This is a genomic window from Sulfitobacter brevis, assembly GCF_900112755.1.
Classification (GTDB): Bacteria; Pseudomonadota; Alphaproteobacteria; order Rhodobacterales; family Rhodobacteraceae; genus Sulfitobacter; species Sulfitobacter brevis.
On the sequence record NZ_FOMW01000001.1, the window covers coordinates 256,435 to 280,655 of the forward strand.

27 protein-coding genes are annotated in these 24,221 nt (G+C 59.6%); 8 read left to right on the forward strand and 19 right to left on the reverse strand.

The window, feature by feature from the left end:
- Positions 1-2 precede the first annotated feature (2 nt).
- Both BM174_RS01290 and BM174_RS01295 read right to left on the reverse strand, forming a co-directional pair.
- Positions 3-1,226, reverse strand: a complete 1,224-nt coding sequence (locus BM174_RS01290; RefSeq protein WP_093922011.1) for a biopolymer transporter ExbB — start codon at positions 1,224-1,226, stop codon at positions 3-5.
- A 73-nt stretch (positions 1,227-1,299) separates the two neighbouring features.
- Positions 1,300-1,830 (reverse strand): gamma-glutamylcyclotransferase, encoded by a 531-nt coding sequence (locus BM174_RS01295; RefSeq protein WP_093922012.1) that lies wholly within the window; start codon positions 1,828-1,830, stop codon positions 1,300-1,302.
- A 68-nt stretch (positions 1,831-1,898) separates the two neighbouring features.
- Here BM174_RS01295 and BM174_RS01300 point away from each other — a divergent pair, with 68 nt between their 5' ends.
- Positions 1,899-2,903 (forward strand): DUF2125 domain-containing protein, encoded by a 1,005-nt coding sequence (locus BM174_RS01300; protein WP_093922013.1) that lies wholly within the window; start codon positions 1,899-1,901, stop codon positions 2,901-2,903.
- Between the two features lie 28 nt (positions 2,904-2,931).
- Here BM174_RS01300 and BM174_RS01305 read toward each other — a convergent pair whose 3' ends face one another.
- The 6 genes from BM174_RS01305 to BM174_RS01330 form a co-directional block, all read right to left on the reverse strand.
- Positions 2,932-3,726: an extensin-like domain-containing protein gene (locus tag BM174_RS01305; protein WP_093922014.1), complete on the reverse strand. Its 795-nt coding sequence runs from the start codon at positions 3,724-3,726 to the stop codon at positions 2,932-2,934.
- The gene (locus BM174_RS01310; RefSeq protein ID WP_093922015.1) at positions 3,723-4,640 is read right to left on the reverse strand and encodes a prephenate/arogenate dehydrogenase family protein; all 918 of its coding nucleotides are present in this window, start codon (positions 4,638-4,640) and stop codon (positions 3,723-3,725) included. The genes BM174_RS01305 and BM174_RS01310 overlap by 4 nt, the downstream gene beginning before the upstream one ends.
- Positions 4,624-5,724 (reverse strand): histidinol-phosphate transaminase, encoded by a 1,101-nt coding sequence (gene hisC / locus BM174_RS01315; protein WP_093922016.1) that lies wholly within the window; start codon positions 5,722-5,724, stop codon positions 4,624-4,626. The genes BM174_RS01310 and hisC overlap by 17 nt, the downstream gene beginning before the upstream one ends.
- 140 nt (positions 5,725-5,864) lie before the next feature.
- The gene (locus tag BM174_RS01320; protein WP_177209384.1) at positions 5,865-6,290 is read right to left on the reverse strand and encodes an acyl-CoA thioesterase; all 426 of its coding nucleotides are present in this window, start codon (positions 6,288-6,290) and stop codon (positions 5,865-5,867) included.
- A 133-nt stretch (positions 6,291-6,423) separates the two neighbouring features.
- A complete protein-coding gene (rpsD, locus tag BM174_RS01325) occupies positions 6,424-7,044 on the reverse strand; it encodes a 30S ribosomal protein S4 (RefSeq protein ID WP_093922017.1) in 621 nt (206 codons plus the stop codon).
- A 167-nt stretch (positions 7,045-7,211) separates the two neighbouring features.
- Positions 7,212-7,802, reverse strand: coding sequence for a DNA-3-methyladenine glycosylase I (locus BM174_RS01330; RefSeq protein ID WP_093922018.1), 591 nt, complete (start codon positions 7,800-7,802; stop codon positions 7,212-7,214).
- A 100-nt stretch (positions 7,803-7,902) separates the two neighbouring features.
- On the opposite strand from BM174_RS01330, the gene BM174_RS01335 reads away from it, so the two are divergent.
- The 3 genes from BM174_RS01335 (at position 7,903) to phbB (ending at position 10,895) form a co-directional block, all read left to right on the forward strand.
- On the forward strand, positions 7,903-8,730 hold the full coding sequence (locus tag BM174_RS01335; protein ID WP_245766229.1) for an EAL domain-containing protein: 828 nt from the start codon (positions 7,903-7,905) through the stop codon (positions 8,728-8,730).
- Positions 8,731-8,921: 191 nt separating this feature from the next.
- Positions 8,922-10,097 carry an acetyl-CoA C-acetyltransferase gene (locus BM174_RS01340; protein WP_093922019.1) on the forward strand — a complete coding sequence of 392 codons (1,176 nt, stop codon included), beginning with the start codon at positions 8,922-8,924 and terminating at the stop codon, positions 10,095-10,097.
- A gap of 75 nt (positions 10,098-10,172) precedes the next feature.
- Positions 10,173-10,895, forward strand: coding sequence for an acetoacetyl-CoA reductase (gene phbB, locus BM174_RS01345; RefSeq protein WP_093922020.1), 723 nt, complete (start codon positions 10,173-10,175; stop codon positions 10,893-10,895).
- A gap of 329 nt (positions 10,896-11,224) precedes the next feature.
- Here the strand turns inward: phbB and BM174_RS01350 are convergent, their stop codons facing one another.
- The 3 genes from BM174_RS01350 to BM174_RS01360 form a co-directional block, all read right to left on the reverse strand.
- Entirely contained in the window at positions 11,225-11,389 is a 165-nt protein-coding gene (locus BM174_RS01350; RefSeq protein WP_093922021.1) for a YdcH family protein, read from the reverse strand.
- A gap of 109 nt (positions 11,390-11,498) precedes the next feature.
- Complete coding sequence (locus BM174_RS01355) at positions 11,499-12,251, reverse strand: tRNA1(Val) (adenine(37)-N6)-methyltransferase (RefSeq protein WP_093922022.1); 753 nt, start codon at positions 12,249-12,251, stop codon at positions 11,499-11,501.
- Positions 12,248-12,463, reverse strand: a complete 216-nt coding sequence (locus BM174_RS01360; RefSeq protein ID WP_093922023.1) for a putative signal transducing protein — start codon at positions 12,461-12,463, stop codon at positions 12,248-12,250. Before BM174_RS01360 ends, BM174_RS01355 begins: the two co-directional genes overlap by 4 nt.
- Positions 12,464-12,520: 57 nt before the next feature.
- Between BM174_RS01360 and BM174_RS01365 the strand changes: the two genes are divergently transcribed.
- Positions 12,521-13,519, forward strand: a complete 999-nt coding sequence (locus BM174_RS01365; RefSeq protein WP_093922243.1) for a polyprenyl synthetase family protein — start codon at positions 12,521-12,523, stop codon at positions 13,517-13,519.
- Here BM174_RS01365 and BM174_RS01370 read toward each other — a convergent pair.
- From BM174_RS01370 to soxR, 5 genes are all read right to left on the reverse strand, one after another.
- Positions 13,512-14,342: a 4-(cytidine 5'-diphospho)-2-C-methyl-D-erythritol kinase gene (locus BM174_RS01370; RefSeq protein ID WP_093922024.1), complete on the reverse strand. Its 831-nt coding sequence runs from the start codon at positions 14,340-14,342 to the stop codon at positions 13,512-13,514. The two genes, BM174_RS01365 and BM174_RS01370, sit on opposite strands and share 8 nt — an antisense overlap.
- On the reverse strand, positions 14,332-16,047 hold the full coding sequence (locus BM174_RS01375; RefSeq protein WP_093922244.1) for a tetratricopeptide repeat protein: 1,716 nt from the start codon (positions 16,045-16,047) through the stop codon (positions 14,332-14,334). The genes BM174_RS01370 and BM174_RS01375 overlap by 11 nt, the downstream gene beginning before the upstream one ends.
- A gap of 164 nt (positions 16,048-16,211) precedes the next feature.
- Positions 16,212-17,858 carry an electron transfer flavoprotein-ubiquinone oxidoreductase gene (locus BM174_RS01380; RefSeq protein ID WP_093922025.1) on the reverse strand — a complete coding sequence of 549 codons (1,647 nt, stop codon included), beginning with the start codon at positions 17,856-17,858 and terminating at the stop codon, positions 16,212-16,214.
- A 98-nt stretch (positions 17,859-17,956) separates the two neighbouring features.
- On the reverse strand, positions 17,957-18,586 hold the full coding sequence (locus tag BM174_RS01385) for a DUF998 domain-containing protein (RefSeq protein ID WP_093922026.1): 630 nt from the start codon (positions 18,584-18,586) through the stop codon (positions 17,957-17,959).
- An 88-nt stretch (positions 18,587-18,674) separates the two neighbouring features.
- Positions 18,675-19,130, reverse strand: coding sequence for a redox-sensitive transcriptional activator SoxR (soxR, locus tag BM174_RS01390; RefSeq protein WP_093922027.1), 456 nt, complete (start codon positions 19,128-19,130; stop codon positions 18,675-18,677).
- An 87-nt stretch (positions 19,131-19,217) separates the two neighbouring features.
- Here soxR and BM174_RS01395 point away from each other — a divergent pair, with 87 nt between their 5' ends.
- The 3 genes from BM174_RS01395 to BM174_RS01405 all read left to right on the forward strand — a co-directional run bounded on the left by BM174_RS01395 (position 19,218) and on the right by BM174_RS01405 (position 21,303).
- Positions 19,218-19,598: a VOC family protein gene (locus tag BM174_RS01395; protein WP_093922028.1), complete on the forward strand. Its 381-nt coding sequence runs from the start codon at positions 19,218-19,220 to the stop codon at positions 19,596-19,598.
- 145 nt (positions 19,599-19,743) lie between these two features.
- Positions 19,744-20,214 (forward strand): transcription elongation factor GreA, encoded by a 471-nt coding sequence (greA, locus tag BM174_RS01400; protein ID WP_093922029.1) that lies wholly within the window; start codon positions 19,744-19,746, stop codon positions 20,212-20,214.
- Between the two features lie 15 nt (positions 20,215-20,229).
- Positions 20,230-21,303 (forward strand): hypothetical protein, encoded by a 1,074-nt coding sequence (locus BM174_RS01405; protein WP_245766230.1) that lies wholly within the window; start codon positions 20,230-20,232, stop codon positions 21,301-21,303.
- Here the strand turns inward: BM174_RS01405 and BM174_RS01410 are convergent.
- Genes BM174_RS01410 through BM174_RS01420 form a run of 3 tightly spaced genes read right to left on the reverse strand, consistent with a single transcriptional unit; the run spans position 21,300 to position 24,217 of the window.
- Positions 21,300-22,148 carry an alpha/beta fold hydrolase gene (locus tag BM174_RS01410; protein WP_093922030.1) on the reverse strand — a complete coding sequence of 283 codons (849 nt, stop codon included), beginning with the start codon at positions 22,146-22,148 and terminating at the stop codon, positions 21,300-21,302. The two genes, BM174_RS01405 and BM174_RS01410, sit on opposite strands and share 4 nt — an antisense overlap.
- Positions 22,145-23,212 (reverse strand): branched-chain amino acid ABC transporter permease, encoded by a 1,068-nt coding sequence (locus tag BM174_RS01415; protein WP_093922031.1) that lies wholly within the window; start codon positions 23,210-23,212, stop codon positions 22,145-22,147. Before BM174_RS01415 ends, BM174_RS01410 begins: the two co-directional genes overlap by 4 nt.
- A 12-nt stretch (positions 23,213-23,224) precedes the next feature.
- Positions 23,225-24,217, reverse strand: coding sequence for a branched-chain amino acid ABC transporter permease (locus tag BM174_RS01420; protein WP_093922032.1), 993 nt, complete (start codon positions 24,215-24,217; stop codon positions 23,225-23,227).
- Positions 24,218-24,221 lie beyond the last annotated feature (4 nt).

The following is a 24,221-nucleotide window of genomic DNA, read 5'->3' on the forward strand; positions in this document are numbered from 1 at the left end:
GGTCAGCTTTCCCCGTTGCCGGTCCCGTCAGCCGGACGACGACGGTAGTCTGGCGCTTGGCGGCCACCCGAGACAGCCTTGGCCAGCAGCGAGATATCCTTGCGCAGCTCTGCCATCGTTTCCTGACGGCCTGCAGAAATCTCTTCGAGGATTCGCAGCATTTGCACGTCGATAGAGCGCAGCCGCATCCGGCTTTCAGCGTCCATGCCTTCGCCGTGCTCCTGCGCCTCAAGGAAATTGACCAGCCGCTCTTGGCCCGCGATCATCCGTTCCTGCCCCGCAGTCATCCGGTCCAGCGCGTGCACGGTGGTTTCCGAACCTTGCATGCGGTTGGTCATCCGGTCTACGGCATCGGCAAGCTTGCCAAGTTTTTCATCCACCACCGCGCGACTAACATCGGACTGGACGAATATCTGCTGCAGCGTTTCCATTTGCTCGGCCATGTGATCGACCATACCCGCCATCACATGCTGCTCGCCGCTGCCTTCCTCGCCTGTGCTGAACCCGATGCGGGTGATCGAGCTGAGCCAGTCCTCAAGCTCCTGATAAAAACGATTCTGCCCGTGGCCCGCAAAAAGCTCCAACAGGCCCACGACCAGTGACCCAGCCAAGCCCAACAGCGACGAGCCAAAGGCCACGCCCATGCCGCCCAATTGCGCCTCCAGCCCGGTCATCAAGCGGCCAAAGACATCAACGCCGTCATCCCCCTCCATCGGGGCGAGGCTGCGGATCGTGTCGACAACAGCGGGGACTGTCGTCGCGAGCCCATAGAACGTCCCCAAAAGGCCGAGGAAAATCAGCATGTTGACGATATATCGGGTGATTTCGCGAGCTTCGTCGATGCGGCTGGCAACCGAATCAAGGATCGACCGTGTCGAAGTGGCGCTCACCTGCATCCGTGCGCCACGGCTGCGCAGCAATGAGGCGAGCGGTGCTAGAAGCTGGGGCGGCGCCGTGTCTGCCTCGGGCGCTGCGGAGGCGAAATTCTCGATCCAGCGGACCGACCCGATCAGCTGATAAACCTGATAGAAACATGCCAGGACACCCAGCACGAAGACAAAGATGATCACCCCGTTCAGATAGGGGTTCGCGACGAAGATCGGAAATACCGAAGGCAGCGCAATAAATGCGCCCACAGCCGTCAGCGCCAGCACGATCAACATCAGGGTAATCTGACGCACCGGCTGGCTGAATTGTAGTTTCTGCTCTTGGTCTGGCTGCGCCATGCGGCCTTGCTCCTGACCCTTTTGTCTGCTCTCGCCGCAGCTTACACTGAAACGCACCACAGATGCCAAGATTTTATGGTGCAATCGCTTTCACACGGTCGTGCAGCCATTCCAGTGCCGGATCGTGCAGGCCGACCTCGCTGAGATGGGTGGCCGTGTTGTACAGATATTCCGTATTCGGCCCGCGCCCGCCAACCGCACGTGCGATGATATGAGCCTGCTCTTCGAGAGGCAGTCCGCCGCAATATTGCTCATGCGCTTCGTCAATCACATAGGTCACCGCCACCACATCGCGGCCGTCGGTCAGGCGGATTTGCAGGTTTTTCTCGACATAGGCCGAAGAAATCAACTCGCGCTCGCGCAAATATTCAAGCGTTGCATCCTCATGGCCCTCCGCGACCCGCAAAGCGATGCCCTCGCAGGCGGAACCGACATCCTCGTCCAGCGCCAGCACCAATCCCGGGACGTCTTCGGTGCCGCGATGATGAATCGAGCGCATGCAGAACGACCGCGCGTATCCCGGCAAGGTGCCAATCACCCGCTCGGCCACTTCAAACCCCGGATTCCACAACAAGCTGCCATATCCGAAAACCCACATCGCCATAACATCTGGTCCTTCCCTCAGACCTTGGATAAACCGCATCTTGCGTTTGAGTTAAAGGGTTTTCGAGGATGCGTATGTTGATCTGGCTTGGTGTGCTTCTTGCAATCGTCTGGGGCGTGTGGTGGTGGGCCGCAACGACAGGGGCCGAGCGGGCCGTGAACGTCTTGTTGCAGGACCGGCGCAGCGCAGGCTGGGACGCCACCATAACACAGGTCGATCATTCGGGATTTCCCTTACGCCTGCAAACCCAGATCAGCGACCTGACCCTCAGCGATCCTGCCCATGGCTTTGCGATCGAGCTTGACCGCCTGACCGCCAGTGCACCTGCGTGGTGGCCGGGCTATTTGACGCTGGCCCTGCCGGACACGCCCATCGAAATTATCGGCCCAGCCGGTCGTGCGACCGCGCATCTGACCGAAGGCCAGATCGATTTGCGCCTGAAACCGGGACAGGCGTTGGAAGTGCAGGCTTTGAGCGCGACCAGCGGTGCCGTTTCGCTCGAAACCCCCGACGGTGTGATCGCTTCGGCGGATCAAATGCGTCTGGCCGCAGTGCAGGAGCCTGCCACCAAGAATGCGTACAGTCTTGAGGTTAACGCCGCGAATATCGTTCCCGGCCCGTTGACCCGCGCGGTGTTGGGCGTGCCCGAAGATTTCCCCGTGGTGCTGGATGACTTGACCGCCGATGTCGCTGTCAGTTTCGATCGCGCTTGGGATCGCCGCGCGCTTGAACGCAACTATCCCCAACCGCGCCGGATCGAAATCCGGCAGGCGCTGGCGACATGGGGGCCGGTGGGCCTCTCTGCTGCGGGCGATGTCATAGTCGACGAAGCGGGCGTTCCGGATGGTTCCGTAACGCTGGTAGTGCAAAACTGGCTGCAGATGCTGGATTTCGTTCAGGCGACAGGCGCGTTCCCGCCCGCCCGCAGGACGCAATTTGAATCGGTTCTCCGTGCGCTTTCAAACATGGGCGGAGACGCCGATAATTTGAATCTAAAGCTCGATTTCAAGGCAGGGCAAATGGCCGTAGGCCCGATCCCGCTGGGGCCGGCGCCAAAACTGATCCTGCGCTGACAAAACCGCACAGGACCGCTCGCAGGGTTTACTGGCAGTAAGTTCCCGCGCGGTAGCGGGCGGTATCAAAGTGAAAGTGGTCTTGGTGGTAGCGGTCGGCATCGGGTCCGAGCACTGTGCCGAACGGCCCGCAGGCACCCCCATGCATCCGACGCATCACCTTGCTGGTACCGCCCGCGCTCCACCCCTGCAAAACGCTGATCTCCGATCCATTGGCAAGCTGGAAGCCCGAAATATCGATGGCGCGTCCTTTGCCATGCTCGGATACCTTGCCGCCTGCTTGGTTATTGCGGGTCCGGCAGATGTAATGCGCCGCGACGCGCAGGCCCTTCAGCCCGCCACCGGTCTTTGACAACGCAGGCTTGGCCGACCCTTCGACCCACTTTTTCAAAGCACTGGCGGTAGTACAATCCATCAAAGCCGACTGGCTGAGCGCAATCCCCGAGACTGACCGTACCCGCACAGCATTCTCGATACCGCAGGCATCAATGCGCCCGTCAACCGCGCCAACCGTTTCCCCTTGAATGGACAGATCACCGCAAACCGCCCCCTTTGCACGGAGCTTGCGTTCGGCCCGCCCGACCTTCTCGTCCTTGCCCGAGCGGAATAGCGGCCGCAGCGATTTGAACAATCCGCCACGTTCGCGCACTTCATCGTCGCCGATGTCTCGTGCAGGCTGGCTGATCGCGCCTGACGGGGCAACCTGAACGGATTGAACGCCAGTGCCGCCGCTGCGCTCCATCGGGCGCAGCGAGGATTCAGGCGTCTGCGCCCATGTGCATTGCGAGGTGATCAGCAAGGGAATGAGCAACAGACGTTTCATTTTTTCGCGCTCCTGCCAAAGTCCGGCGCGGCAGTGTCCTGTCCGGCCTCGATAATGCCGCGCCGGATGGCACGGGTGCGGGTGAAATAGGCATGCAGATGGTCGCCGTCCCCGCGCCGGATTGCGCGTTGCAGGGCAAAGAGTTCCTCGGTGAAGCGACCCAAAATTTCCAGCGTCGCGTCCTTGTTGCTCAGGAAAACGTCGCGCCACATGGTCGGGTCCGAGGCGGCGATGCGGGTAAAGTCGCGGAAACCAGCAGCGGAGTATTTCACCACTTCGCTATCCGTTACACGCCGCAGATCATCGGCGACCCCGACCATCGTATAGGCAATCAGGTGCGGCGTATGTGACGTCACCGCAAGCACCAGATCATGGTGCTCGGCGTCCATCTCTTCGACATTGGCGCCCATGCCTTCCCACAGGCTGCGCAACTGCGCGACGGCCTCGGGCGCGGTGCCCTCAACAGGGACCAGCAGGCACCAACGATTGTCAAAAAGCTCGGCAAAGCCAGAACGTGGGCCGGAATGTTCGGTCCCCGCCAGCGGGTGACCGGGAATGAAGTGCACCCCTTCAGGCAGATGCGGGCTGACCTGCGCAATCACATCAGCCTTAACCGAGCCTACGTCCGTCAGAGTGCATCCCGTTTTCAACGCAGGTGCGAGCTCCGCCGCGACAGCGCCCATCACCCCGACAGGCACGCAGAGCACCACCAGATCCGCCCCCTCGACCGCCTCGGCCATCGTATCACAGACCCGATCACACAGTCCGATTTCCCGCGCCGTGTCGCGGGTCTCGGCGGAGCGCGCGTAGCCGGTAATCTCGCCCGCCAGCCCGCTACGTTTCATCGCCCAGAACATTGACGAGGCAATGAGCCCCAAGCCGATCAAGGCGACGCGTTCATATACCTGTGCCATCCGCGCTCCCGTTTTTAAACTGGCGCACTGCATGGACGACACGGCGGCAACCGCGCTCGTCCCCCACTGTAATACGCAGACATTGCGGCAGGTTATACCCCGCCACACGGCGCACGATCAGCCCTTGGGTTTGCAGATAGGCGTCACAAGCTTCGGCCTCATCCTGCGAGGCAAAGCGGGCCAGCACGAAATTGGCGCAGGACACATCCGAGGGCACACCCATCTCGGCCAGAGCATCGGCCATCCATGTGCGCCAGCGGGCGTTTTCGCTGCGGCAATGTTCAGTATAGGCAGTGTCGCGCACGGCCGCGATTGCCCCTGCCAGTGCGGGGCGCGACAGGTTGAACGGCCCGCGAATGCGGTTCAGCACATCAATAATCGGCTTGGGGCCGTAACCCCAGCCGACCCGCAAACCGCCCAGCCCATAAATCTTGGAGAAGGTCCGTGTCATCACCACATTTTCGCGGCTTTCCACTAGGGCTGCCCCCGCGTCATAGCCATCGACAAACTCGGCATAGGCCCCGTCGAGCGCCAGCAGCGCGCCTTTGGGCATGCGATCTGCCAAGCGGGCGATTTCCGCCATGCCGATCATCGTGCCTGTCGGGTTGGCCGGGTTGGCCAGATATACCACGCGCGTGCGGTCGGTGCAGGCCCGCAGGATCGCGTCAACATCCACCACCCGCTCGCGCTCGGGCACCACCACAGGGGTCGCACCGCAGGCATGGGCATAGATCGGATACATCGAAAACCCGTGTTCTGTGAACACCACCTCATCGCCCGGACCGGCATAGGCATCAGCCAACAGCTTGAGGATTTCACCCGAGCCTGCGCCGCAAATCACCCGCTCGGGATCGACGTTCCAGACATCACCGATCGCCTCGCGCAGGGCGGCATGATCGGTCGAAGGATAAAGATGCATCTCGCGGGCGGCTTGTGCGACTGCATCGCGCGCCGCATCGCTGGCCCCCAAAGGGTTCTCGTTGGACGACAGTTTCACCACGTTATCAACGCCCGCCACATGACTGGCACCGCCTTGATAAAGCGCGATATTCATAATGCCAGGCTGTGGCGTAATCTCGGTCATTTGTGTTGGGCTCCCCAGGACGCTGCCCCCTTTTAGCGGCGCAAAACGCCCTGTACCACCGACAAATCGCGCGTATCCGGCCACGCGCAGTTTCGCGCGCGTCGGCTGTTACCCCCGCGCCAAACGGCCCCTGCTCGCAATTACGCCGCAGCCTGCGGAGGCATGCAGGCCAGCAAGGCCGCCCTGACCTTTTCCGGCCATGGGATCGAGCAGTGTTTATCCAGATCGGACGCCGCCAGAACCTGCGTGCTGGACCAGCGCTTTTGGCCCTCAAAGCTGATGTCATGATGGACCGTGACCGAGGACCGCCCGATCTTCAGAATCGTCATCTCGAAGGTTAACTCTTCCCCAAAGAACGACGGGCTGGAAAAATCGCAAGTCAGATGCACGGTCGGCGTGCCCCAACGTTCATTCCAGATCATCTCATGCCATGGAAATCCGAGCTTGAGCCAGAACTCCTCATTCACGCCATTAAGGATGTTGAGGTAGGACGGAAAATACGCCGTGCCCGAGATATCGCAATCGCCAAAGTTCAGCATCCGCGTGGTTCTGAAAGGCATGTCCATAGTCGTGCTCCTGCGTGGTATCGGCTCGGGGTCTAAAACGGGTTTACCCAGTCTAGATCAACATCGCTGACCCTGAAAACGAAAAAGGCCGCACCCTGCGGCGCGGCCTTTCCAAATGTAGCGCTCAAAAACCTTAGTTTTTGGCGTAGAATTCGACAACGAGGTTCGGTTCCATCATGACAGGGTAAGGTACGTCGCCCAGTGCAGGCGTGCGCACGAAAGTCGCTGTCAGTTTGGAGTGGTCCGCATCGATGTAGTCAGGCACATCGCGCTCGGCCAATTGAGTGGCCTCAAGGATCGCTGCCATCTGCTTGGAACGGTCACGGACTTCGATCACGTCGCCTTCTTTAACGCGATAGGAAGGAATGTTAACCTTTTTGCCGTTAACACGGACGTGGCCGTGGTTCACGAACTGGCGTGCGGCGAAAACGGTCGCCACGAACTTGGCGCGGTACACAACGGCGTCCAGACGACGCTCGAGCAGACCAATCAGGTTTTCACCTGTATCGCCTTTAACACGCTCGGCTTCGCCGTAGATGCGGCGGAACTGCTTTTCGGTCAGGTCGCCGTAGTAGCCCTTGAGCTTCTGCTTGGCGCGCAGCTGGATACCGAAATCGGAAATCTTTGCCTTCCGGCGCTGACCGTGCTGGCCGGGGCCATATTCACGACGGTTTACTGGGGATTTAGGACGGCCCCAGATGTTTTCGCCCATGCGACGGTCTAGTTTGTGCTTGGCAGACGTGCGTTTTGTCACGGCTGTTCTCCTTCGGTTCGGGTTCCACTCGGGAACAATGAAGGGCGTTGTCCTCTGGGGGTCTCCCCCGACAGGCATCCCCTTGCGAGGGCCACCAACACCAATGAAGGGGCGCTTATACGTCCCGCGGGGTCGGAGTCAATGGGCGATGCGCGGGTTTATCCGGTTCACCCCATCGTTCGCGCCATCGCGGCGCAATCTGCATGGCGGTGGCAGGTCAGGATGTGGTCGTTGACCAACCCGCAAGCCTCCATCCACGCATAGGTAATTGTCGGTCCACAGAATTTGAAGCCCGCCTTGCGCAGATCCTTGGATACCTGTTCAGAAAGCGCGGTTTTCGGCGGCACATCGGCCTGCGTGGCAAAGCGGTTTTGCAGCGGCGCACCGTCCACATAACGCCACATGAACTGGTCAAACCCGCCTTTGGCCTCGACCTCGATCCAGGCCTGCGCATTGGTGATCGCGGCCTCGATCTTGCCGCGATGCCGGATGATGCCCGCATCGCCCAGCAGACGCTGAACATCGGCCTCCCCCCAGCCTGCGATGGTCTGCGGATCAAACCCCTCAAACGCCGCGCGAAAATTCTCGCGCCGCTTGAGGATCGTGATCCAGCTTAACCCGGCCTGAAACCCGTCAAGAATCAGCTTTTCCCATAGCGCCCGGCTGTCATATTCCGGCACGCCCCACTCGGTGTCATGATATGCGACATAGATCGGATCGTCGCCCGGCCAGCCGCACCGCTGTGGTTGATCTGACATTGCCGCCCCCTATTGCATCGCAATTATACTAAATTTGACCATTAAGAGGTCATTATCGATTGACGGCCAATATCGCGTTGGAACCGGAGAGGACTCTATCGTGGTCGTTACCCAAAGAAAACGCGCATTAGCCGACGTCCCCCCCGGCAGCGAAGATCCGATCAGCTTTGCAGTATCTCAGCGCGATAAAACCACTCTGGCAATGGTGCGCGAGGCGATTGCCCACCAGCAGACGCTGCTCGCCTATCAGCCGGTTATGCGCGCCGATGTGAGCCGCGTTGGCTTCTACGAAGGGCTGATCCGCATTCTGGATGTAACCGGACGGGTGATACCGGCCAGTGACTTCATTGACGTGGTCGAAGATACTGAAACAGGCCGCGAAATTGACGTGCTGGCGCTGCGGATGGGTTTGCAGACTCTGCGTGAAAACAGAGGCCTGCGCCTCTCGATCAACATGTCGGCGCGCTCCATCGGGTATCAACCGTGGAGCCGGACCTTAAGGCGGGCGCTCAACCTTGATGCAACAATCGGTGAGCGGTTGATTCTAGAAATTACCGAGCGTTCAGCCATGACCGTCCCCGAATTGGTCGCCCCCTTCATGGCCGACCTTCAACGTCACGGAGTATGTTTCGCGATGGACGACTTCGGCGCGGGCCAAACTGCGCTGCGCTATTTCAAGGATTTCGATTTTGACATGATTAAAATTGACGGGGAATTCATCAGGGGCATTGCCGAAACGCCTGACAACCGTGTGCTTACCGCCGCGCTGGTCTCTATCGCGCGGCACTTTGACATGGTGACCGTCGCCGAGAGCGTCGAAAATGCGGCCGATGCCGAGGTTTTGGTGAAAATGGGTGTTGATTGCTTGCAAGGGCACCTCTTCGCCGCCCCCACAACCCGCCCGCATTGGAGCCGTGAAACCACCTAGAAGAACTGCGAACCCCGCGACCGCACCGCATACAAATTCATTGGCTATCCCCGCTCGCGCACAGGACGAGTTGCCGCAATGCAGCACATGCGGTATTACTCTCTCAGGAAGGCGGGGGGAGTCGCTATGTACCACAACGGTATCTTGACGGAAGTTTTTCCTCGCCCAATCAGGTAGAGGAATTTCATTACATGACTAACGTCGTCATCGCATCCGCCGCCCGCACTGCTGTAGGCAGCTTTGGTGGATCATTTGCTAACACCCCAGCCCATGATCTTGGGGCCGCTGTTTTGAAAGAAATCGTCGCCCGTGCAGGCATTGACCCCTCCGAGGTGAGCGAAACCATCCTCGGTCAGGTTCTGACAGCCGCACAGGGTCAAAACCCCGCCCGTCAGGCCCATATTAACGCCGGCCTGCCCAAGGAAAGTGCCGCTTGGTCAATCAATCAGGTCTGCGGTTCCGGATTGCGTGCCGTGGCACTAGCCGCGCAACACATCCAGCTTGGCGATGCCAGCATCGTCGCCGCAGGCGGTCAAGAAAACATGACGATGAGCCCCCATGCGCAGAACCTGCGCGCGGGTCAGAAAATGGGCGATCTGCAGTTCATCGACACGATGATCAAAGACGGCCTTTGGGATGCTTTCCACGGCTATCACATGGGCCAGACCGCCGAGAATGTTGCCGAAAAATGGCAGATCAGCCGTGATCAGCAGGACGAATTCGCCGTTGCCAGCCAGAACAAAGCCGAAGCCGCCCAGAAGGCCGGTAAATTCAGCGATGAGATCCTTGCCTATACCGTCAAAGGCCGCAAAGGCGATACCATCGTCGATGCCGACGAATACATCCGCCACGGCGCAACGATGGAAGCGATGCAAAAACTGCGCCCCGCTTTTGCCAAAGACGGTTCGGTCACCGCGGCCAACGCGAGTGGCTTGAATGACGGTGCCGCCGGCGCCCTGCTGATGAGCGCGGATGAAGCCGAAAAGCGCGGCATCACCCCGCTGGCCCGCATCGCCAGCTACGCGACAGCTGGTCTGGACCCGTCGATCATGGGCGTCGGACCAATCTATGCATCCCGCAAAGCGCTGGAAAAAGCAGGTTGGAAGCCGGAAGATCTCGATCTGGTCGAAGCCAATGAAGCCTTCGCCGCGCAGGCCTGTGCCGTGAACAAGGAAATGGGCTGGGATCCGGCTGTTGTGAACGTAAATGGCGGCGCCATTGCGATCGGCCACCCTATCGGCGCCTCCGGAGCGCGTATCCTTAACACTCTGCTGTTCGAAATGCAGCGCCGTGGTGCCAAAAAAGGTCTCGCGACGTTGTGTATCGGCGGCGGTATGGGTGTTGCCATGTGCCTCGAGCGCCCCTAATGCTATCTGGGCGCGCAATTAAATTGCGCGTCCAGCACATACAGGGCAATAACATTACCTAAGGGGAGGATTAAAATGTCGCGAATTGCACTAGTCACCGGAGGCAGCCGAGGGATCGGGGCTGCCATTTCAAAAGAATTAAAAGAGGCAGGTTATACTGTTGCTGCGACTTACGCCGGCAACGACGAAGCCGCCGCGGCCTTTTCCAAGGAAACCGGCATCAAAACATACAAATGGAACGTCGCCGATTATGACGACTCCAAAGCTGGAATCGAAAAGGTCGAAAGCGAACTTGGTCCGATTGAGGTAATTGTCGCCAACGCAGGCATCACCCGCGATGCGCCCTTCCACAAAATGACTCCGCAACAGTGGAACGAGGTTATCGACACGAACCTCACAGGCGTCTTCAACACAGTGCACCCGATCTGGCCTGGTATGCGCGAGCGAAAATTTGGCCGCATCGTCGTCATTTCCTCGATCAACGGCCAGAAGGGCCAGTTCGCTCAGGTGAACTATGCCGCGACAAAAGCGGGCGATCTGGGCATCGTCAAGTCTCTGGCGCAAGAAGGCGCACGCGCAGGCATCACCGCCAATGCGATCTGCCCGGGGTATATCGGTACCGATATGGTCATGGCCGTGCCTGAAAAAGTTCGTGAAAGCATCATTGCGCAAATCCCCGCTGGCCGCCTTGGTGAGCCCGAAGAGATCGCCCGCGCTGTGAAATTTCTTGTCGCGGATGATGCGGGCTTCATCAACGGCTCAACGATCTCGGCCAACGGCGCACAATTTTTCGTCTAGACCTAACGCCTTCTGAAAACGAAAAAGGCCGGATCACAACGATCCGGCCTTTCTGTTTTATAGCCTATCAATTCTCTGCGTCACCTGTGGCCCGATCCGACACTCGCGCCTTACGAGATATGAAACCTGATCAGCGCGGCGCAGGCATTCGGGTGCCGAGAGCCACAATCATGATCACCTGAGCGTCCGCTATTGCAACTCGCGCAGGCTGTTCATTCTCCGAGAAGCCAGAGTGGGTCTTTTGAAAGCCAACGGTATCCGTGAGACAGAAAGCATGGCAAAACCGCTTAGTAGTTCGCGGTTTCGCCTTTTTCAGGACCTCTACCCCATCAATTCGAGAGGCGGGTAATCTCCTCTTTCAGACGTAATTTCTTCTTCTTGAGGGAGGCAACTTCCAGATCATCAGTGCTGGGTGAACGTTGTGCGCTTTCGACCGCTTCGCTCATCGCCATATGTTTGCGCTTAAGAGTCTCCAGATGTCCGTTGAGAGCCATAGATTTCTCCTTGATGATATGTAGATCCTCAGTTGAGCATACTCATTTGCGCAAGTCACGCCGCCCTGCAGCAAATCGGCGCACTTGGTGAAAAAATGCCTAACGCGGCTCAAAATCCCAGCGCAGCGCCGTCACGAAGCACCGCACGGACCGCAGCGACATAGCTGATCCCGTCCCGCTCGTGGGTGGCGCCCTCGTGCATGATTAACGCAGGATGCAAACGAAACGCCGCGCGGCCATTTTTGCGCGCCCGCACGATTACCAACTCGGTCATGCGCCCTATTCGCGGGGCGATGGGTAGAACCTCGACTGATCCCAGATCGGCAGGCATCGCAGTCAAAATGTCAGGCAGACGTTCAACGCGATGAATAAAATGGGCCTGCCCCTTTGGCGCCAGCCGCTTTCCCGCGACGCGCACCCATTTTGCCAGCGGCGTAGCTTCGCCATGTGCGGCTTCACGCGCCGGATCGGCAGACCGGATTGAAGCAGCCCGATCAAAATAAGGGGGGTTTGCTAGCACATGGTCAAACTGTTGCTGACGTAAATCAACGGGCAAGTCGCTTAAATCTGCGGTCACTACTTCCAGCGCGTCGCCGCCGTTGCGCGCGGCAAGGGCCGCAAGCTCCGGCTGCACTTCAACACCAGTCAGGTGTAACCCGCCGACCCGCGCATCCAGACAAAGGATCGCCGCCCCAACACCGCAGCCAAGCTCCAGCACCCGTTGTCCCGGTTGTGCAGGAACACTTGCAGCCAACAGAACCGGATCAACGCCCGCGCGGTAGCCCTGACGCGGCTGCCAGAGGTGCAACTTCCCACCTAGAAAAGCGTCATAGGTCAGGTTGGTTTCAGCGCTACTGCTCACGTGCCCGAGGGGATGTCGTTGTCCCGCAGCACTTGGGATGCCGCGTCCCAGTCATCCTCGCGCACCATCAAGCGACGCGGAAAAATTCCGATCCCGCCTTCGAGCACGCTCATGTTTACGTCCTGCTCGAAGCAGTCTATATCCTCCCCCCGAAGAAGGGCGGTGGCAAAGGCGATAATCGTGATGTCGTTGCTGCGTAAAAGTTCCTTCATATCAGTGATGTAAGGCGACAAGGGGTACTTTGTCGAGCCTTGAGGTGGGACATGCTTATGAATAACGACGCCGCGCAGAAGCCGCTGGACCTGATGGCCGACTACCTCGCCGCTGATATGGCCGCTGTCAACGATCTGATCACCGAGCGCATGGCGTCCGAACATGCCCCCCGCATCCCGGAAGTCACGGCGCATCTGGTTGGTGCGGGCGGCAAGCGGTTGCGCCCGATGCTGACGCTGGCCGCAGCGCGGATGTGCGGCTATGGCGGCCCGTTTCATGTGCATTTGGCCGCCACGGTCGAGTTCATTCACACGGCCACGTTGTTGCATGACGACGTAGTTGATGAAAGCGCGCAGCGCCGGGGTCGCCCTACTGCCAACCTTTTGTGGGACAACAAATCTTCGGTGCTGGTTGGCGATTACCTGTTTGCCCGCTCATTTCAGTTGATGACCGAACCGGGCTCGATGCGGGTGATGCAGATCCTGTCGAACGCGGCCGCCACCATTGCGGAGGGCGAAGTGTTGCAGCTGACGGCGGCACAAAACCTTGCAACAGATGAAGCGGTTTATTTGCAGGTTGTACGCGGCAAGACGGCGGCGCTGTTTTCGGCGGCAACGGAAGTTGGCGGCGTGATCGCCGATGCACCCGAGGGGCATGTCAAAGCGTTGTTCGCCTATGGTGATGCCTTGGGGATCGCATTTCAGATTGTCGATGACCTGCTTGATTATCGCGGCGATGCACAGGCAACCGGCAAGAACATCGGCGATGATTTCCGTGAGCGCAAACTCACGCTGCCAGTGATCAAAGCCGTTGCGAAGGCCAATGCCGAACAGCGGTCATTCTGGGTGCGCACCATTGAGAAAGGCCGTCAGGAAGACGGCGATCTGGAGCATGCGCTGGCATTAATGCACCAGCATGGTACCCTTGACGCGACCAAGACAGATGCCCGCAAATGGGCGGAGATGGCCAAGAACGCGCTCGCGCCCCTACCCGACCATGACCTCAAAACCATGCTCGGTGACCTCGCTGATTTTGTGGTGAGCCGGATCAGCTAGGCCTGCTGGCAACGGTTGTTGTCGCGATGACCCACCATTCGGGGAAGTCATGTGTAATGCGCGCTGCTGCCTGCGCGGCCTCATTCGCCGTGGCGTATAGGCCAAAACAAGTGGCACCGGATCCGGACATGCGGTTGATGCGCGCATCTGCAAGCGCGGCAAGCACCGAACAGATCACCGGCTGCACGGCAATTGCGGGGGTTTCCAGATCGTTGCGCTGCTCGGAGAGCCAGTTGAAAACGGCCTCCTCTCCGGCTTCGACTGGTAGAGTTTCCATCGGCGCGTTTTCACGGACTTGCAGAGCCTTGAACACCGCAGGCGTTGGCAGGGCGACGCGCGGATTTACCAACACCATATGCAGCTTTGGCAGCCCCGCCACGGCGGCTATATTTTCGCCGATGCCCCGCATGCGTTGCGGCAGCTCGCTCAAACAAACTGGTACATCGGCGCCAAGGCGCAACGCGATCTCAGAATCGATCGCCACATCGCCCTGAGCAAAATATCGTAAAAAGGCTGCCGCATCGGCGGAGCCGCCCCCGATGCCCGCACCATTGGGCAGGTTCTTCTCTATTGCTATCCGTCCGGACCAGCCCACCGCTTGCGCCGCCTGCCAGACACTATTGCGACTGTCGTCTGGGACACCCTGCGAAAACGGGCCGGAAACATCGATGCCCAGCTTGCTATCAGGCTGAAAGGTCAACCGATCGCCAACATCGGCAAATACCACCAAACTATCCAGCAGGTGATACCCATCGGCGCGTTGGCCGGTGACATGCAGTGACAGGTTTATCTTTGCCGGAGCGAAGCCGGAGCTAGCCTTCATTCGCCACCTTCAAAGGCGGCGACCCCTCTTCGTCCAGCACCTCGTCGAGACCAACTTCCAGCTTGCGGCGAATGCGCTTGGGATCGGCTTCGGTATCGGTGTCGTCAACATCGATGAAGGACAGGGCACGGCGCCATTGGAACTCGGCTTCGCGGGCGCGGCCCACGGCCCAATACACATCGCCAAGATGGTCGTTGACCACAGGATCAACCGCGATCAGCTCGACCGCGCGTTCCATCTGCCCGACTGCCTCGTCATAGCGGCCAAGGCGGTAGAACACCCACCCCAGCGAATCCACAATATAGCCGGAGGTCGGGCTGGCCGCGACGGCGCGTTCGATCATATCCAGCGCTTCATCAAGATTGCGCTGCTGTTCGACCAGCGAATAGCCCAGATAGTTCAACACCTGTGGCTGTTCGGGCTCCAGCGCCAGTGCGGCGCGGAAATCGGCTTCAGCGGCCTCTCCGTCGTCACTCCGCTCATGGGCGATACCGCGTGAGTAATAAAGCAACCAGCGCGATGGCGTATCTTTGGGGGCAAGTTCAATCGCGCGGTCATAGGCGGTGATGGCGCCCGCGTAATCCTCTTTGGCGCGGAGCAGATCACCCAAAGTCGACTGCACCGAAGGCAAAGTGCCGTGGCTGCGTGTCAGCTGTTCCAGCACTTCGATGGCCTGATCCAGTCGGTCCGAACGGCGCAGCGCGTCGGCTCTGCCGAGCTCCGCCGCGTGGTAGGCAGGGCTGTCGGCGGGCATTGAGCGATAGACCTCAATTGCGAGATCATATTGCTGCAACCCTTCCAGCAAGTCGGCAGTCAGCAGCAAAGCATCAACGTGATCCGGCTCCAGATAGCGGGCGATCCGTGAGAACAGCAGCACGTAATAGTCGCCGGCAGCCTCGCTTTTCAATACGGCAGCGAAAGTAAAGAACACTTCCGCGATCCCCTCACGCGCGGTCCGCGCTTGCGTATAGGGTACGGGGCCCTCGCCTTCGAGCGCGGTGATGATTTGTGCCAGTTCGGGGTCGGTGGCATCGCCAAAAGCGGCGCGCAAAATCAGCACGGCATCCTCGCGGCGGTCGAGCTGGGCCAGCACTTCGGCATGGGCGATCACACCGCGACGGGTCTGCCCTGCGGCACCTGCGCCCTCGCTACCAAAGATCGCTTCTGCGCCTTCGTAATCCCCCACGCTCGCGAGCGCCAAGGCTTTGTGATACATCACAAAACCTGTCATCCCCGGCTCTTTGCCCAATTCATCAAAGCGTTTCATCGCGCCGGTCATATTACCGGTGCCCAATTCGGCCCAAGCCTTGACTAAGCCATCCACCCACGGCCCGACGCCTGCGGCCTCTTTGTCGCGGTCTAGCAGGGTGGTGTAATCTTCCTTTTGCGCCAGTGCCGCGGTGATCACCATATGGGCGACCTGACTGGTCTGGTTGGTTTCTTCCAACTTGCGTGCCAATGGCAACGCCTGCTCAACCGCACCAAGCGAGAGATAGGCCAGCGCGGCACTTTCCAAAAGCTCGGCATTGCTGGGATCTTGTGCCAGGGCGCGGGTATAATAGAGGGCGGCTTCGCTATAGTCGCTGCGCACCGCCGCATGGCGTCCGGCAAGATAGGCACCCGACATGCCATCAGCCTGCAAAGGCGGTGTCGTGGTTAACGTCAGGGCCAGAACGCCGGCCACACTCAGGATCTTGCGCATCATCATCAACTGCCTCAAACCACTTTCGCCCAAGGCTATCAGACCTGATGCCAAGCGCAATGGCGCGGGCGTATGGGTGCCGGTGCGTCCGCATAGATCGGCGGGTCCCCGCGAAAACAAACGGGGCGCCCTAAGGCGCCCCGCTGTCATAGTTGATGGCTAAACCCTTACATATTCGGGTAATTTGGCCCGTCACCGCCCTGTGGTGTGGTCCAAACGATGTTTTGCGCCGGATCCTTGATATCGCAGGTTTTGCAGTGCACGCAGTTTTGAAAGTTGATCACAAATTTGGCATCGGCGCCTTCGCCGACAAATTCGTAAACACCCGCCGGACAATAGCGTGCCGAGGGGCCCGCGAACTTCGGCAAGTTGTAGCTGACCGGAATGCTCGGATCCTTGAGCGTCAGATGCGCAGGCTGACTTTCCTCGTGATTGGTAAAGCTGAACGCCACGTTGGTCAGACGGTCAAAGCTGAGTTTGCCATCGGGCTTGGGATAATCAATCACTTTATGCTTGGCAGCTTCCTCGGTCGCTTCGGCGTCGGATTTACCGTGCTTGAGCGTGCCGAGCAGCGAGAAGCCCAGCGTGTTGCACCACATGTCAAATCCGCCGATGGCGAGCGATGCGGTCAGCCCGAACTTCGACCACAACGGCTTGACGTTACGCACTTTTTTCAGGTCAGCCCCGATCGCGCCATCGCGCACGTCGGCTTCGTAGTCGGTCAACTCATCACCCGAACGGCCCGCGCTGATCGCGGCAAAGGCGGCCTCGGCCGCCGCTTTGCCAGACAGCATCGCGTTATGATTGCCCTTGATCCGCGGCACGTTAACCATGCCGACCGAGCAGCCCAACATCGCCACACCCGGTGCGACCATCTTGGGCATCGACTGATAGCCACCCTCGGTAATCGCGCGTGCGCCATAGGCCACACGTTTGCCGCCCTTCAGAAGGTCAGCCACCATCGGGTGATGCTTAAATCGCTGAAATTCCATGTAGGGGAAGAGATGCGGGTTTTTATAGCCCAAATGCACTACGAAACCCACATAGACCTGATTGTTATCAAGATGATAGATGAACGACCCGCCGCCTGCATTGCTGTTCAGCGGCCAGCCCATCGTGTGGGTCACCGTGCCCTCTTTGTGCTTGGCAGGATCAATCTCCCAGATTTCCTTCATGCCAAGGCCGTATTTCTGCGGCTCCTTTCCGGCATCGAGGTCGTATTTCGCGATGACCTGTTTGCTCAGCGATCCACGCACGCCTTCGGAGAGGAACACGTATTTGCCGTGCAGCTCCATCCCCGGCTCATAGTTCGGGCCAGGCGTGCCGTCCGCGGCCTTACCCATCTCACCAGCAACCACACCTTTGACTTCGCCGTTCTCGCCGTAGACCAACTCAGAGCAGGCCATGCCGGGGAAAACCTCGACGCCAAGCTCTTCTGCCTGCTCGGCCATCCAACGGCACACATTGCCCATGGAGACGATATAGTTGCCGTGATTTGTCATCAGCGGCGGCATCGGAAAGTTGGGGATGCGCAGCTTACCTGCCTCACCCAGCATATAGAAATTGTCTTCCTTCACCGGCACGGTGATCGGCGCGCCTTTGGCCTTCCAGTCGGGGATCAGCGCATCAATGCCGCAGGGATCCAGCACCGCGCCCGACAAAATATGCGCACCGACCTCCGAGCCCTTTTCGAGGACCACTACCGTGCAATCGGCATCCAATTGCTTGAGCCGGATCGCAGCTGATAGGCCCGCAGGCCCCGCGCCTACGATAACCACGTCATACTCCATCGTTTCGCGTTCAATTTCGGCCATTGGCGGGGCTCCCTAGCAGGCATTAATTTATGGTTGATTGTGGCTAAACCACGCGGCAGATCATTGCAATCAGGACGGGGCGTAAAATTGACGCTGGGTTAGCGCACAGCCTGTTGGCTGCGGTGCCGCATCGCCCAGGCAAACCCAATGACCCAGACCACGCAAATCACGCCAAGGCCCCGCTCCCACAACCCGTCCCATTCGGTTGGGAGGAAAAAGAACACCGGCGCCCCGACGGCCCAGAGCACGAGGCACAGCCATGAAAGCGGGGCGAAAAATCCGGCGATACGGCTGCCTGCAAGGCCACCGATCAGGAAGCACGCCGCGAAAAGCGCACCGATGACGTAGACCACGTAGATGTGGATCACTACGCCGTCGCTGTCGTTATCGCCGTATTCATTTCGCGCCCCGATGATCACGACGCAGGCGGCCAACAGCGCAAGTGCACCGATCAGAAGGCTCCACTTAGTTTGGCCATCATGAAGGACCGCCGCACCAAGGGCGAGCGCCATCAACGATGCAGCAAATCCATAAAGCGCTACATCCTGAATAATCTCGTATTTGCCTGCGGCAAGATCACTGACGGTATCGGCGACAAAGTCATGCCCGGGGACCACGATGGACCCGACCAGATTTCCGAGCAGCAGGCTGAGCCCCCCAAGGACAGCGATCCAGACCATCCAGCCGATAAAGCCGGGTGCGACGATCTCGGGTGAGGCATCAGTCATGGCGGTTTTTCCTTATGAGGGGTAGTGACGCAACCCCCACCCAGCGCTCCGGTTCCGCCCTCCGCAATACCAGATCGGGGCATCGCCCCTAACGCGCAGGCAAATCCCCCAACAGATAGCGTGGCCCCGTGCCCTTCTCCGCGGCGCGATCCTGCGGGTTATAAAGCGCGCACTTATCAAGGCTTAGGCAGCCGCAGCCGATACAGCCATCCAGATTGTCGCGCAGTCGTGTAAGGGTGTTAATCCGGCTGTCCAACGCCGCGCGAAACCCGGCGCTGATATCGGCCCAATCGGCAGGTGTCGGGGTGCGCCCGCCCGGCAGCCGGTCCAGCTCGGCCTTGATCTGTGGCAGGGTAAAGCCGAACTGCTGGGCAATCATCACAAAGCTCAACCGGCGCAGATCAGCACGCTCGAAACGCCGCTGGCCGCCCGCGTTGCGCCACGGTTTGATCAACCCCTGCGCCTCGTAATAGCGAATCGCGGAGACCGCCAAACCCGTGCGCCGCGCCAATGCGCCAATCGATAGCCCATCATTCCCTGCCATCCCTCACTCCAGAATAATGCCTTGACCTAAAGTTAGGTTTAGAAATTATACAGAGGGTGTCAACGTAGTTTACCAAAGGACTATCCTATGCCCGCGATGCTCGAACACACCAATTTCACCGTCTCCGACCCTGCTGCCACTGCTGCTTGGATGGAGCATATCTTTGGCTGGAAAATCCGCTGGCAAGGCGACGCAATGGCGGGCGGTCATACTAAACATGTCGGCACCGAAAGCCACTATGTCGCGCTTTACTCTCCCGGCACGCCTGCGCCCGCCACCGAAGATAGCTACAAAACCGTCGGCGGATTGAACCACATCGCTGTTGTGGTGGACGACCTCGATGCGACCGAAGCTCGGGTCAAAGCGCAGGGCTTTATCTCGGGCAACCACGCCGATTATGAACCGGGGCGGCGGTTTTACTTCCACGACAGCGACGGCATTGAATACGAAGTCGTGCAGTACGACTGACCGCATCCAGCAGAACGAATTGGCCGATCCCCGTTCTGCCCTTGCATTTACCACCCAGTTTGGGTCAGGTGACTGTCAGAAATTGCAAATTGGCCGCCCCCGGAATTTAACCGGGGTGCGGCCCTCATTACGTGGACAGCAGTGCATGGAAAAGATTCCGATGACCCGCGCAGGGCACAGCGCGCTTGAGACCGAACTCAAGCACCTCAAATCCGTTGAACGCCCCGCCATCATCAAGGCGATTGCCGAAGCGCGCGAACACGGTGACTTATCCGAAAATGCCGAGTACCATTCTGCCAAGGAAAAGCAGTCCTTCATCGAAGGCCGGATCAAAGAGCTCGAGGGGGCGATCTCGCTCGCCGATGTGATCGACCCTGCCAAACTGTCCGGCGCAATCAAATTCGGCGCGCTTATCACCTTGGTCGACGAAGACACCGACGAAGAGAAAACCTATCAGATTGTCGGCGAATATGAGGCCAAGATCGAAAAGGGACTGCTGAACATTAAATCGCCCATCGCCCGCGCCCTTATCGGCAAGGAAGAAGGGGATTCGGTGCTGGTGCGTACTCCGGGAGGTGAAAAGTCATATGAGGTCCTCAAGATCGTCTATGCCTGATAAAGGCCGTGTCGCATGACTGAAATCACAACCGAAATCGTGCAGGCTCCTGTTCAGGACCCGCGCCAGCCCCAGCCCAAGGGCGCGAATACGGCTGCCCGCCCGACCCCGCTCGGCATCTATGACCGCCCCAAACCTGCCGGTGTATCCGAGATCGAAGTGATCGCGGTCGTGCTCAGCGGCATCTGGCTGTTGGGTGCCGCGATATTTTTTCTAACCTCGTCCGACGATACGAGCACCGGCGACGGGGCCGAAGGGCTGCGTTTTCTGATGACGATGCTGGCGATCTTCATGCCGGTAGCGATGATCTGGGTCGCGGCCACGGCGGCTCGGGCCAGCAAGGTCATGCGCGAGGAAAGCCAACGTTTGCAGGCCTCAATCGATGCAATCCGCCAAGCGTATATCGCGCAGGCCCAAGGCAGCCACATGCGCTCGGAGCCCTCTGTCGCGCGCAAGCTGGACGAAATTGCCGCCGCGGCCCGCAAAACCGAAACCGCGCTGGCAACCTTCCAAAGCCGCCGCGACGAAAATGCCCGCCGTGCGCCTGCTGCCGCCGCCATTCCGGTTGACGATCAGCCCAAGCTCGCACTTGGCACCCAAGCGGCCGATATTGCGCCGCAACTATCGACCGAAGATTTCATCCGCGCGCTCAACTTCCCGGAAACTGCCGAGGATGAGACCGGCTTCACCGCCCTGCGCCGCGCGCTCAAAGACCGTACAGCCGCACAGCTTATTCAGGCCGCACAAGACGTGCTGACCCTGCTGAGCCAGGACGGCATTTATATGGATGATCTGCGCCCCGACCGCGCCCGCCCCGAGGTTTGGCGCCAGTTTGCCCAAGGTGCACGGGGCCGCACCATTGCGCCACTCGGGGGCATTCGCGATCGATCTTCGCTGGCGCTGTCCAACGCGCGAATGCGCCAAGACCCGATCTTTCGCGATGCCGCGCACCACTTTCTGCGCCGTTTCGACCGGACCTTTGCCGAGTTTGAAAAGACCGCATCTGATGGCGAAATATCGGCGCTGGCCGACACTCGGACTGCCCGCGCCTTTATGCTTCTGGGCCGTTGTGCGGGAACCTTCGACTAGCCCGATAAGCCGCCTAGAATCTCTCGAACCATGGCACTATCACCAGGGCGCGACAGGGTCGGCGCGTGCCCGCAATCGTCTATTACGGTGGTCTGTGGCTCTGGCCCTGCCTGCCCCATGCGCTCCGCCACAGCCGCACTCAGCAAGTCGGAATTGGCGCCCCTGAGCACATGCGTTGGTACGACGATCCGGTCCCAGCGGTCCCAACTCGTCAACTCGCCCCGTGACGCGCTGAACTGCACCGCGATGCGCGGATCGTAATGCAGGGCCAATCGCCCGTTCGCTCTGCGCCGCACTGAGGTGCGCGCCATGCGCCACCAGAAATCGTCCGAGGCCGGGCCAAACGGCAGATAGACTTCGCGCAGCCAGCTTTCCGCTTGCGCCAGATCAGCAAATTCCGGCAAAGCGCCGATATAGGTGAGTATCCGCTCCACCGCCAGATCGGGCAACTCCGGCCCGATGTCGTTGATTACCAGCGCGGTAATCCGGTCCGCCTCCCGCCCCGAGGCGAGATGCATCCCGATCAAGCCACCCAGTGACGTGCCCAACCATGCCGTCCGATCAACGCCGCAATGGTCCAGCAAATCGCCATAGATCCCAGCGTAGTATTCAATCGAATATTCGGCCTGCGGATTGTCCGACCAACTCGACAGCCCGCGCCCGATCAGGTCAGGGCAGAGCACATGGTAGCTGTCAGAAAGCGCCGATGCGATCTCGTCAAAGTCCCGCCCCGTGCGGGCCAGCCCATGCGCCATTACGAGCGTCGGCAACGCCGGATCGCCCCATTCGGTGAGGACAATCTCGTGGTCCATCACCGGCACCAGCCGAAATCGCGGCTCGGTCATTGCCGTGCGCCCATGGTCTGCACCGTGCCGACGATGCCACGCGGAAAGAAATAGACCAGCAGGATAAAGATAATCCCCAGCCACAGCAGCCAGCGGTCGGGGTTGAGCAGTTCTGGCAGCAGCGGCACGCCTGTCACCGCGTCGGCGGCCACGCCCATCAGATCGCGCAAGTAGTACTGCGCCAGCACCATCAGCACCGCGCCCACCACAGCGCCCCACATTGTCCCCATGCCGCCGATCACCACCATCAGCAGGATGTCGATCATGATCGCAAAGCTCAGCGCCGTGTCCGGCCCTGTATACTTGAGCCAGACCGCATAGATCGTCCCCGCCAGCGAGGCCACCGCCGCCGAGAGGCAGAACACAAAGGTCCGGTAGGCGACCACGCGGTAGCCAATCGCCTCGGCCCGCGCCTCATTCTCGCGGATCGCTTTTAGCACCGTCCCAAGCGGCGCCGCGACAATCCGCACCATTACCCAAAACAACGCCAGCGCGCTGAAGAACACAAAGTAATAGGCCGCAAGCTTGCCATTCAGGCTTACGCCAAAAATCTTAACAACCTTACCTTCTGCATCGACTAAAAGCTTGGTCGCCGGTTTGAACAGGTCCGGCGCGCGGTAGGTGATACCGTCCTCGCCGCCGGTAAACTGCGATAACTGCGAGGCCAGCACCAGCGCGACCGAAGCCGTCGCCAGCGTAATCATCGCAAAGAAGATCGCCTTCACCCGCAAACTCAGCAGCCCAACGCCGGTCGCCACGATCAGCGACACGACCACCCCCGCCAACGCCCCGAGCGCCACAGCATCCCAACCCGGTCCCATCTGTTTGAGCAGAATTGCCGCGCCATATGCGCCAAAACCGAAGAACATCGTATGGGCAAAACTGACAATACCGGTGTAGCCGATCAGCAGATCATAGCTCGCCACCAGCACGATAAAGATGCAAATCCGGGCCGCGACCTCCAACGCGCGCACGTCCTGAAACAGGAAGGGCGCAAAGCATAGCAAGCCCCAGATCGCAAAGACGCAAAGCCGCACGGCGAGGTATCCATAGCTCTGTTTCATCGCCGCGCCCTCTTATTTCACTGCCGGACGCAGCCCGTTGGGCCGCCAGATCAGAATAATCATCATCAAGATCATGTTGGACGCGAGCGCCAGTTTAGGCGCCAGAAATCCCACGTAATTAGCGGTAAGCCCGACCAGCAAAGCGCCCAAAAGCGTCCCCTCAATCGAGCCAAGCCCGCCAATGATCACCACGATAAACACCACGATCATCATTTCACCGCCCAAAGCAGGTGTGATGAGCGTTTCATAGCCTGCCCACATCGCGCCGCCCACGGCAGCCAGTGCAGAACCCGCCATGAAGACCCCGATGAACAGCCGGTCGATCCGGTAGCCCAATGCCTCGACCATCTCGCGGTTTTCAACGCCCGCCCGCACCAGAAGGCCGATGCGGGTGCGGTTCAGCACCACGTAAAGGCCTGCGAACGCCACCAGCCCTAACAGAACAGCGAAAATCCGGTAAATCTCGATGCTGACGTCGCCCAAGATCAACGCGCCCTCCAGAAACTGTGGCCGTGGTACGGTGATCGGCGTGCCGCCCCAGACCGCGAGGATGATCTGTTCGGAGACGATCAGCGCGCCCATGGTGATCAGGATTTGGCGCAGGTGATCGTGATAAACGGGGCGGATAATCACCCGCTCGAAGAACCATCCCGCTGCCAAGCCAAAGCTCATCGCTGCAAGGATTGCGAGGCTCAGCGCCAGCGCATTCAAAAACACGCTATCGGCCCCCAGCCAACCGCTGAGCGCCGCCAGAACACTGGCCGCCACAAAGGCCCCGAAGCTGACAAAGGCTGAATGGCCGAAGTTAAGCACATCCATCAGGCCGAAAATCAGGCTCAGCCCGCTCGCCATCAGGAACACCATCATCCCCATCGCCAGCCCAGCCACCGTCAGGGTCGCCCAAGACGAGGGTGCGCCGATCAGCACAAATGCCGCGACAGCCACGGCGACGGGCAGCAGATTGACCCCACCGATCCGGCCCAGTTTATCGGTAATCGTTTCCATTATA

Coding starts and splice junctions, on each gene's coding strand:
- BM174_RS01290 (WP_093922011.1), bottom strand. CDS start 1,226: ATGGCGCAGCCAGACCAAGAGCAGAAACTACAATTCAGCCAGCCGGTG.
- BM174_RS01295 (WP_093922012.1), bottom strand. CDS start 1,830: ATGGCGATGTGGGTTTTCGGATATGGCAGCTTGTTGTGGAATCCGGGG.
- BM174_RS01300 (WP_093922013.1), top strand. CDS start 1,899: ATGCGTATGTTGATCTGGCTTGGTGTGCTTCTTGCAATCGTCTGGGGC.
- BM174_RS01305 (WP_093922014.1), bottom strand. CDS start 3,726: ATGAAACGTCTGTTGCTCATTCCCTTGCTGATCACCTCGCAATGCACA.
- BM174_RS01310 (WP_093922015.1), bottom strand. CDS start 4,640: ATGGCACAGGTATATGAACGCGTCGCCTTGATCGGCTTGGGGCTCATT.
- hisC (WP_093922016.1), bottom strand. CDS start 5,724: ATGACCGAGATTACGCCACAGCCTGGCATTATGAATATCGCGCTTTAT.
- BM174_RS01320 (WP_177209384.1), bottom strand. CDS start 6,290: ATGGACATGCCTTTCAGAACCACGCGGATGCTGAACTTTGGCGATTGC.
- BM174_RS01330 (WP_093922018.1), bottom strand. CDS start 7,802: ATGTCAGATCAACCACAGCGGTGCGGCTGGCCGGGCGACGATCCGATC.
- BM174_RS01340 (WP_093922019.1), top strand. CDS start 8,922: ATGACTAACGTCGTCATCGCATCCGCCGCCCGCACTGCTGTAGGCAGC.
- phbB (WP_093922020.1), top strand. CDS start 10,173: ATGTCGCGAATTGCACTAGTCACCGGAGGCAGCCGAGGGATCGGGGCT.
- BM174_RS01350 (WP_093922021.1), bottom strand. CDS start 11,389: ATGGCTCTCAACGGACATCTGGAGACTCTTAAGCGCAAACATATGGCG.
- BM174_RS01360 (WP_093922023.1), bottom strand. CDS start 12,463: ATGAAGGAACTTTTACGCAGCAACGACATCACGATTATCGCCTTTGCC.
- BM174_RS01365 (WP_093922243.1), top strand. CDS start 12,521: ATGAATAACGACGCCGCGCAGAAGCCGCTGGACCTGATGGCCGACTAC.
- BM174_RS01370 (WP_093922024.1), bottom strand. CDS start 14,342: ATGAAGGCTAGCTCCGGCTTCGCTCCGGCAAAGATAAACCTGTCACTG.
- BM174_RS01375 (WP_093922244.1), bottom strand. CDS start 16,047: ATGATGCGCAAGATCCTGAGTGTGGCCGGCGTTCTGGCCCTGACGTTA.
- BM174_RS01380 (WP_093922025.1), bottom strand. CDS start 17,858: ATGGCCGAAATTGAACGCGAAACGATGGAGTATGACGTGGTTATCGTA.
- BM174_RS01385 (WP_093922026.1), bottom strand. CDS start 18,586: ATGACTGATGCCTCACCCGAGATCGTCGCACCCGGCTTTATCGGCTGG.
- soxR (WP_093922027.1), bottom strand. CDS start 19,130: ATGGCAGGGAATGATGGGCTATCGATTGGCGCATTGGCGCGGCGCACG.
- BM174_RS01395 (WP_093922028.1), top strand. CDS start 19,218: ATGCCCGCGATGCTCGAACACACCAATTTCACCGTCTCCGACCCTGCT.
- greA (WP_093922029.1), top strand. CDS start 19,744: ATGGAAAAGATTCCGATGACCCGCGCAGGGCACAGCGCGCTTGAGACC.
- BM174_RS01405 (WP_245766230.1), top strand. CDS start 20,230: ATGACTGAAATCACAACCGAAATCGTGCAGGCTCCTGTTCAGGACCCG.
- BM174_RS01410 (WP_093922030.1), bottom strand. CDS start 22,148: ATGACCGAGCCGCGATTTCGGCTGGTGCCGGTGATGGACCACGAGATT.
- BM174_RS01415 (WP_093922031.1), bottom strand. CDS start 23,212: ATGAAACAGAGCTATGGATACCTCGCCGTGCGGCTTTGCGTCTTTGCG.
- BM174_RS01420 (WP_093922032.1), bottom strand. CDS start 24,217: ATGGAAACGATTACCGATAAACTGGGCCGGATCGGTGGGGTCAATCTG.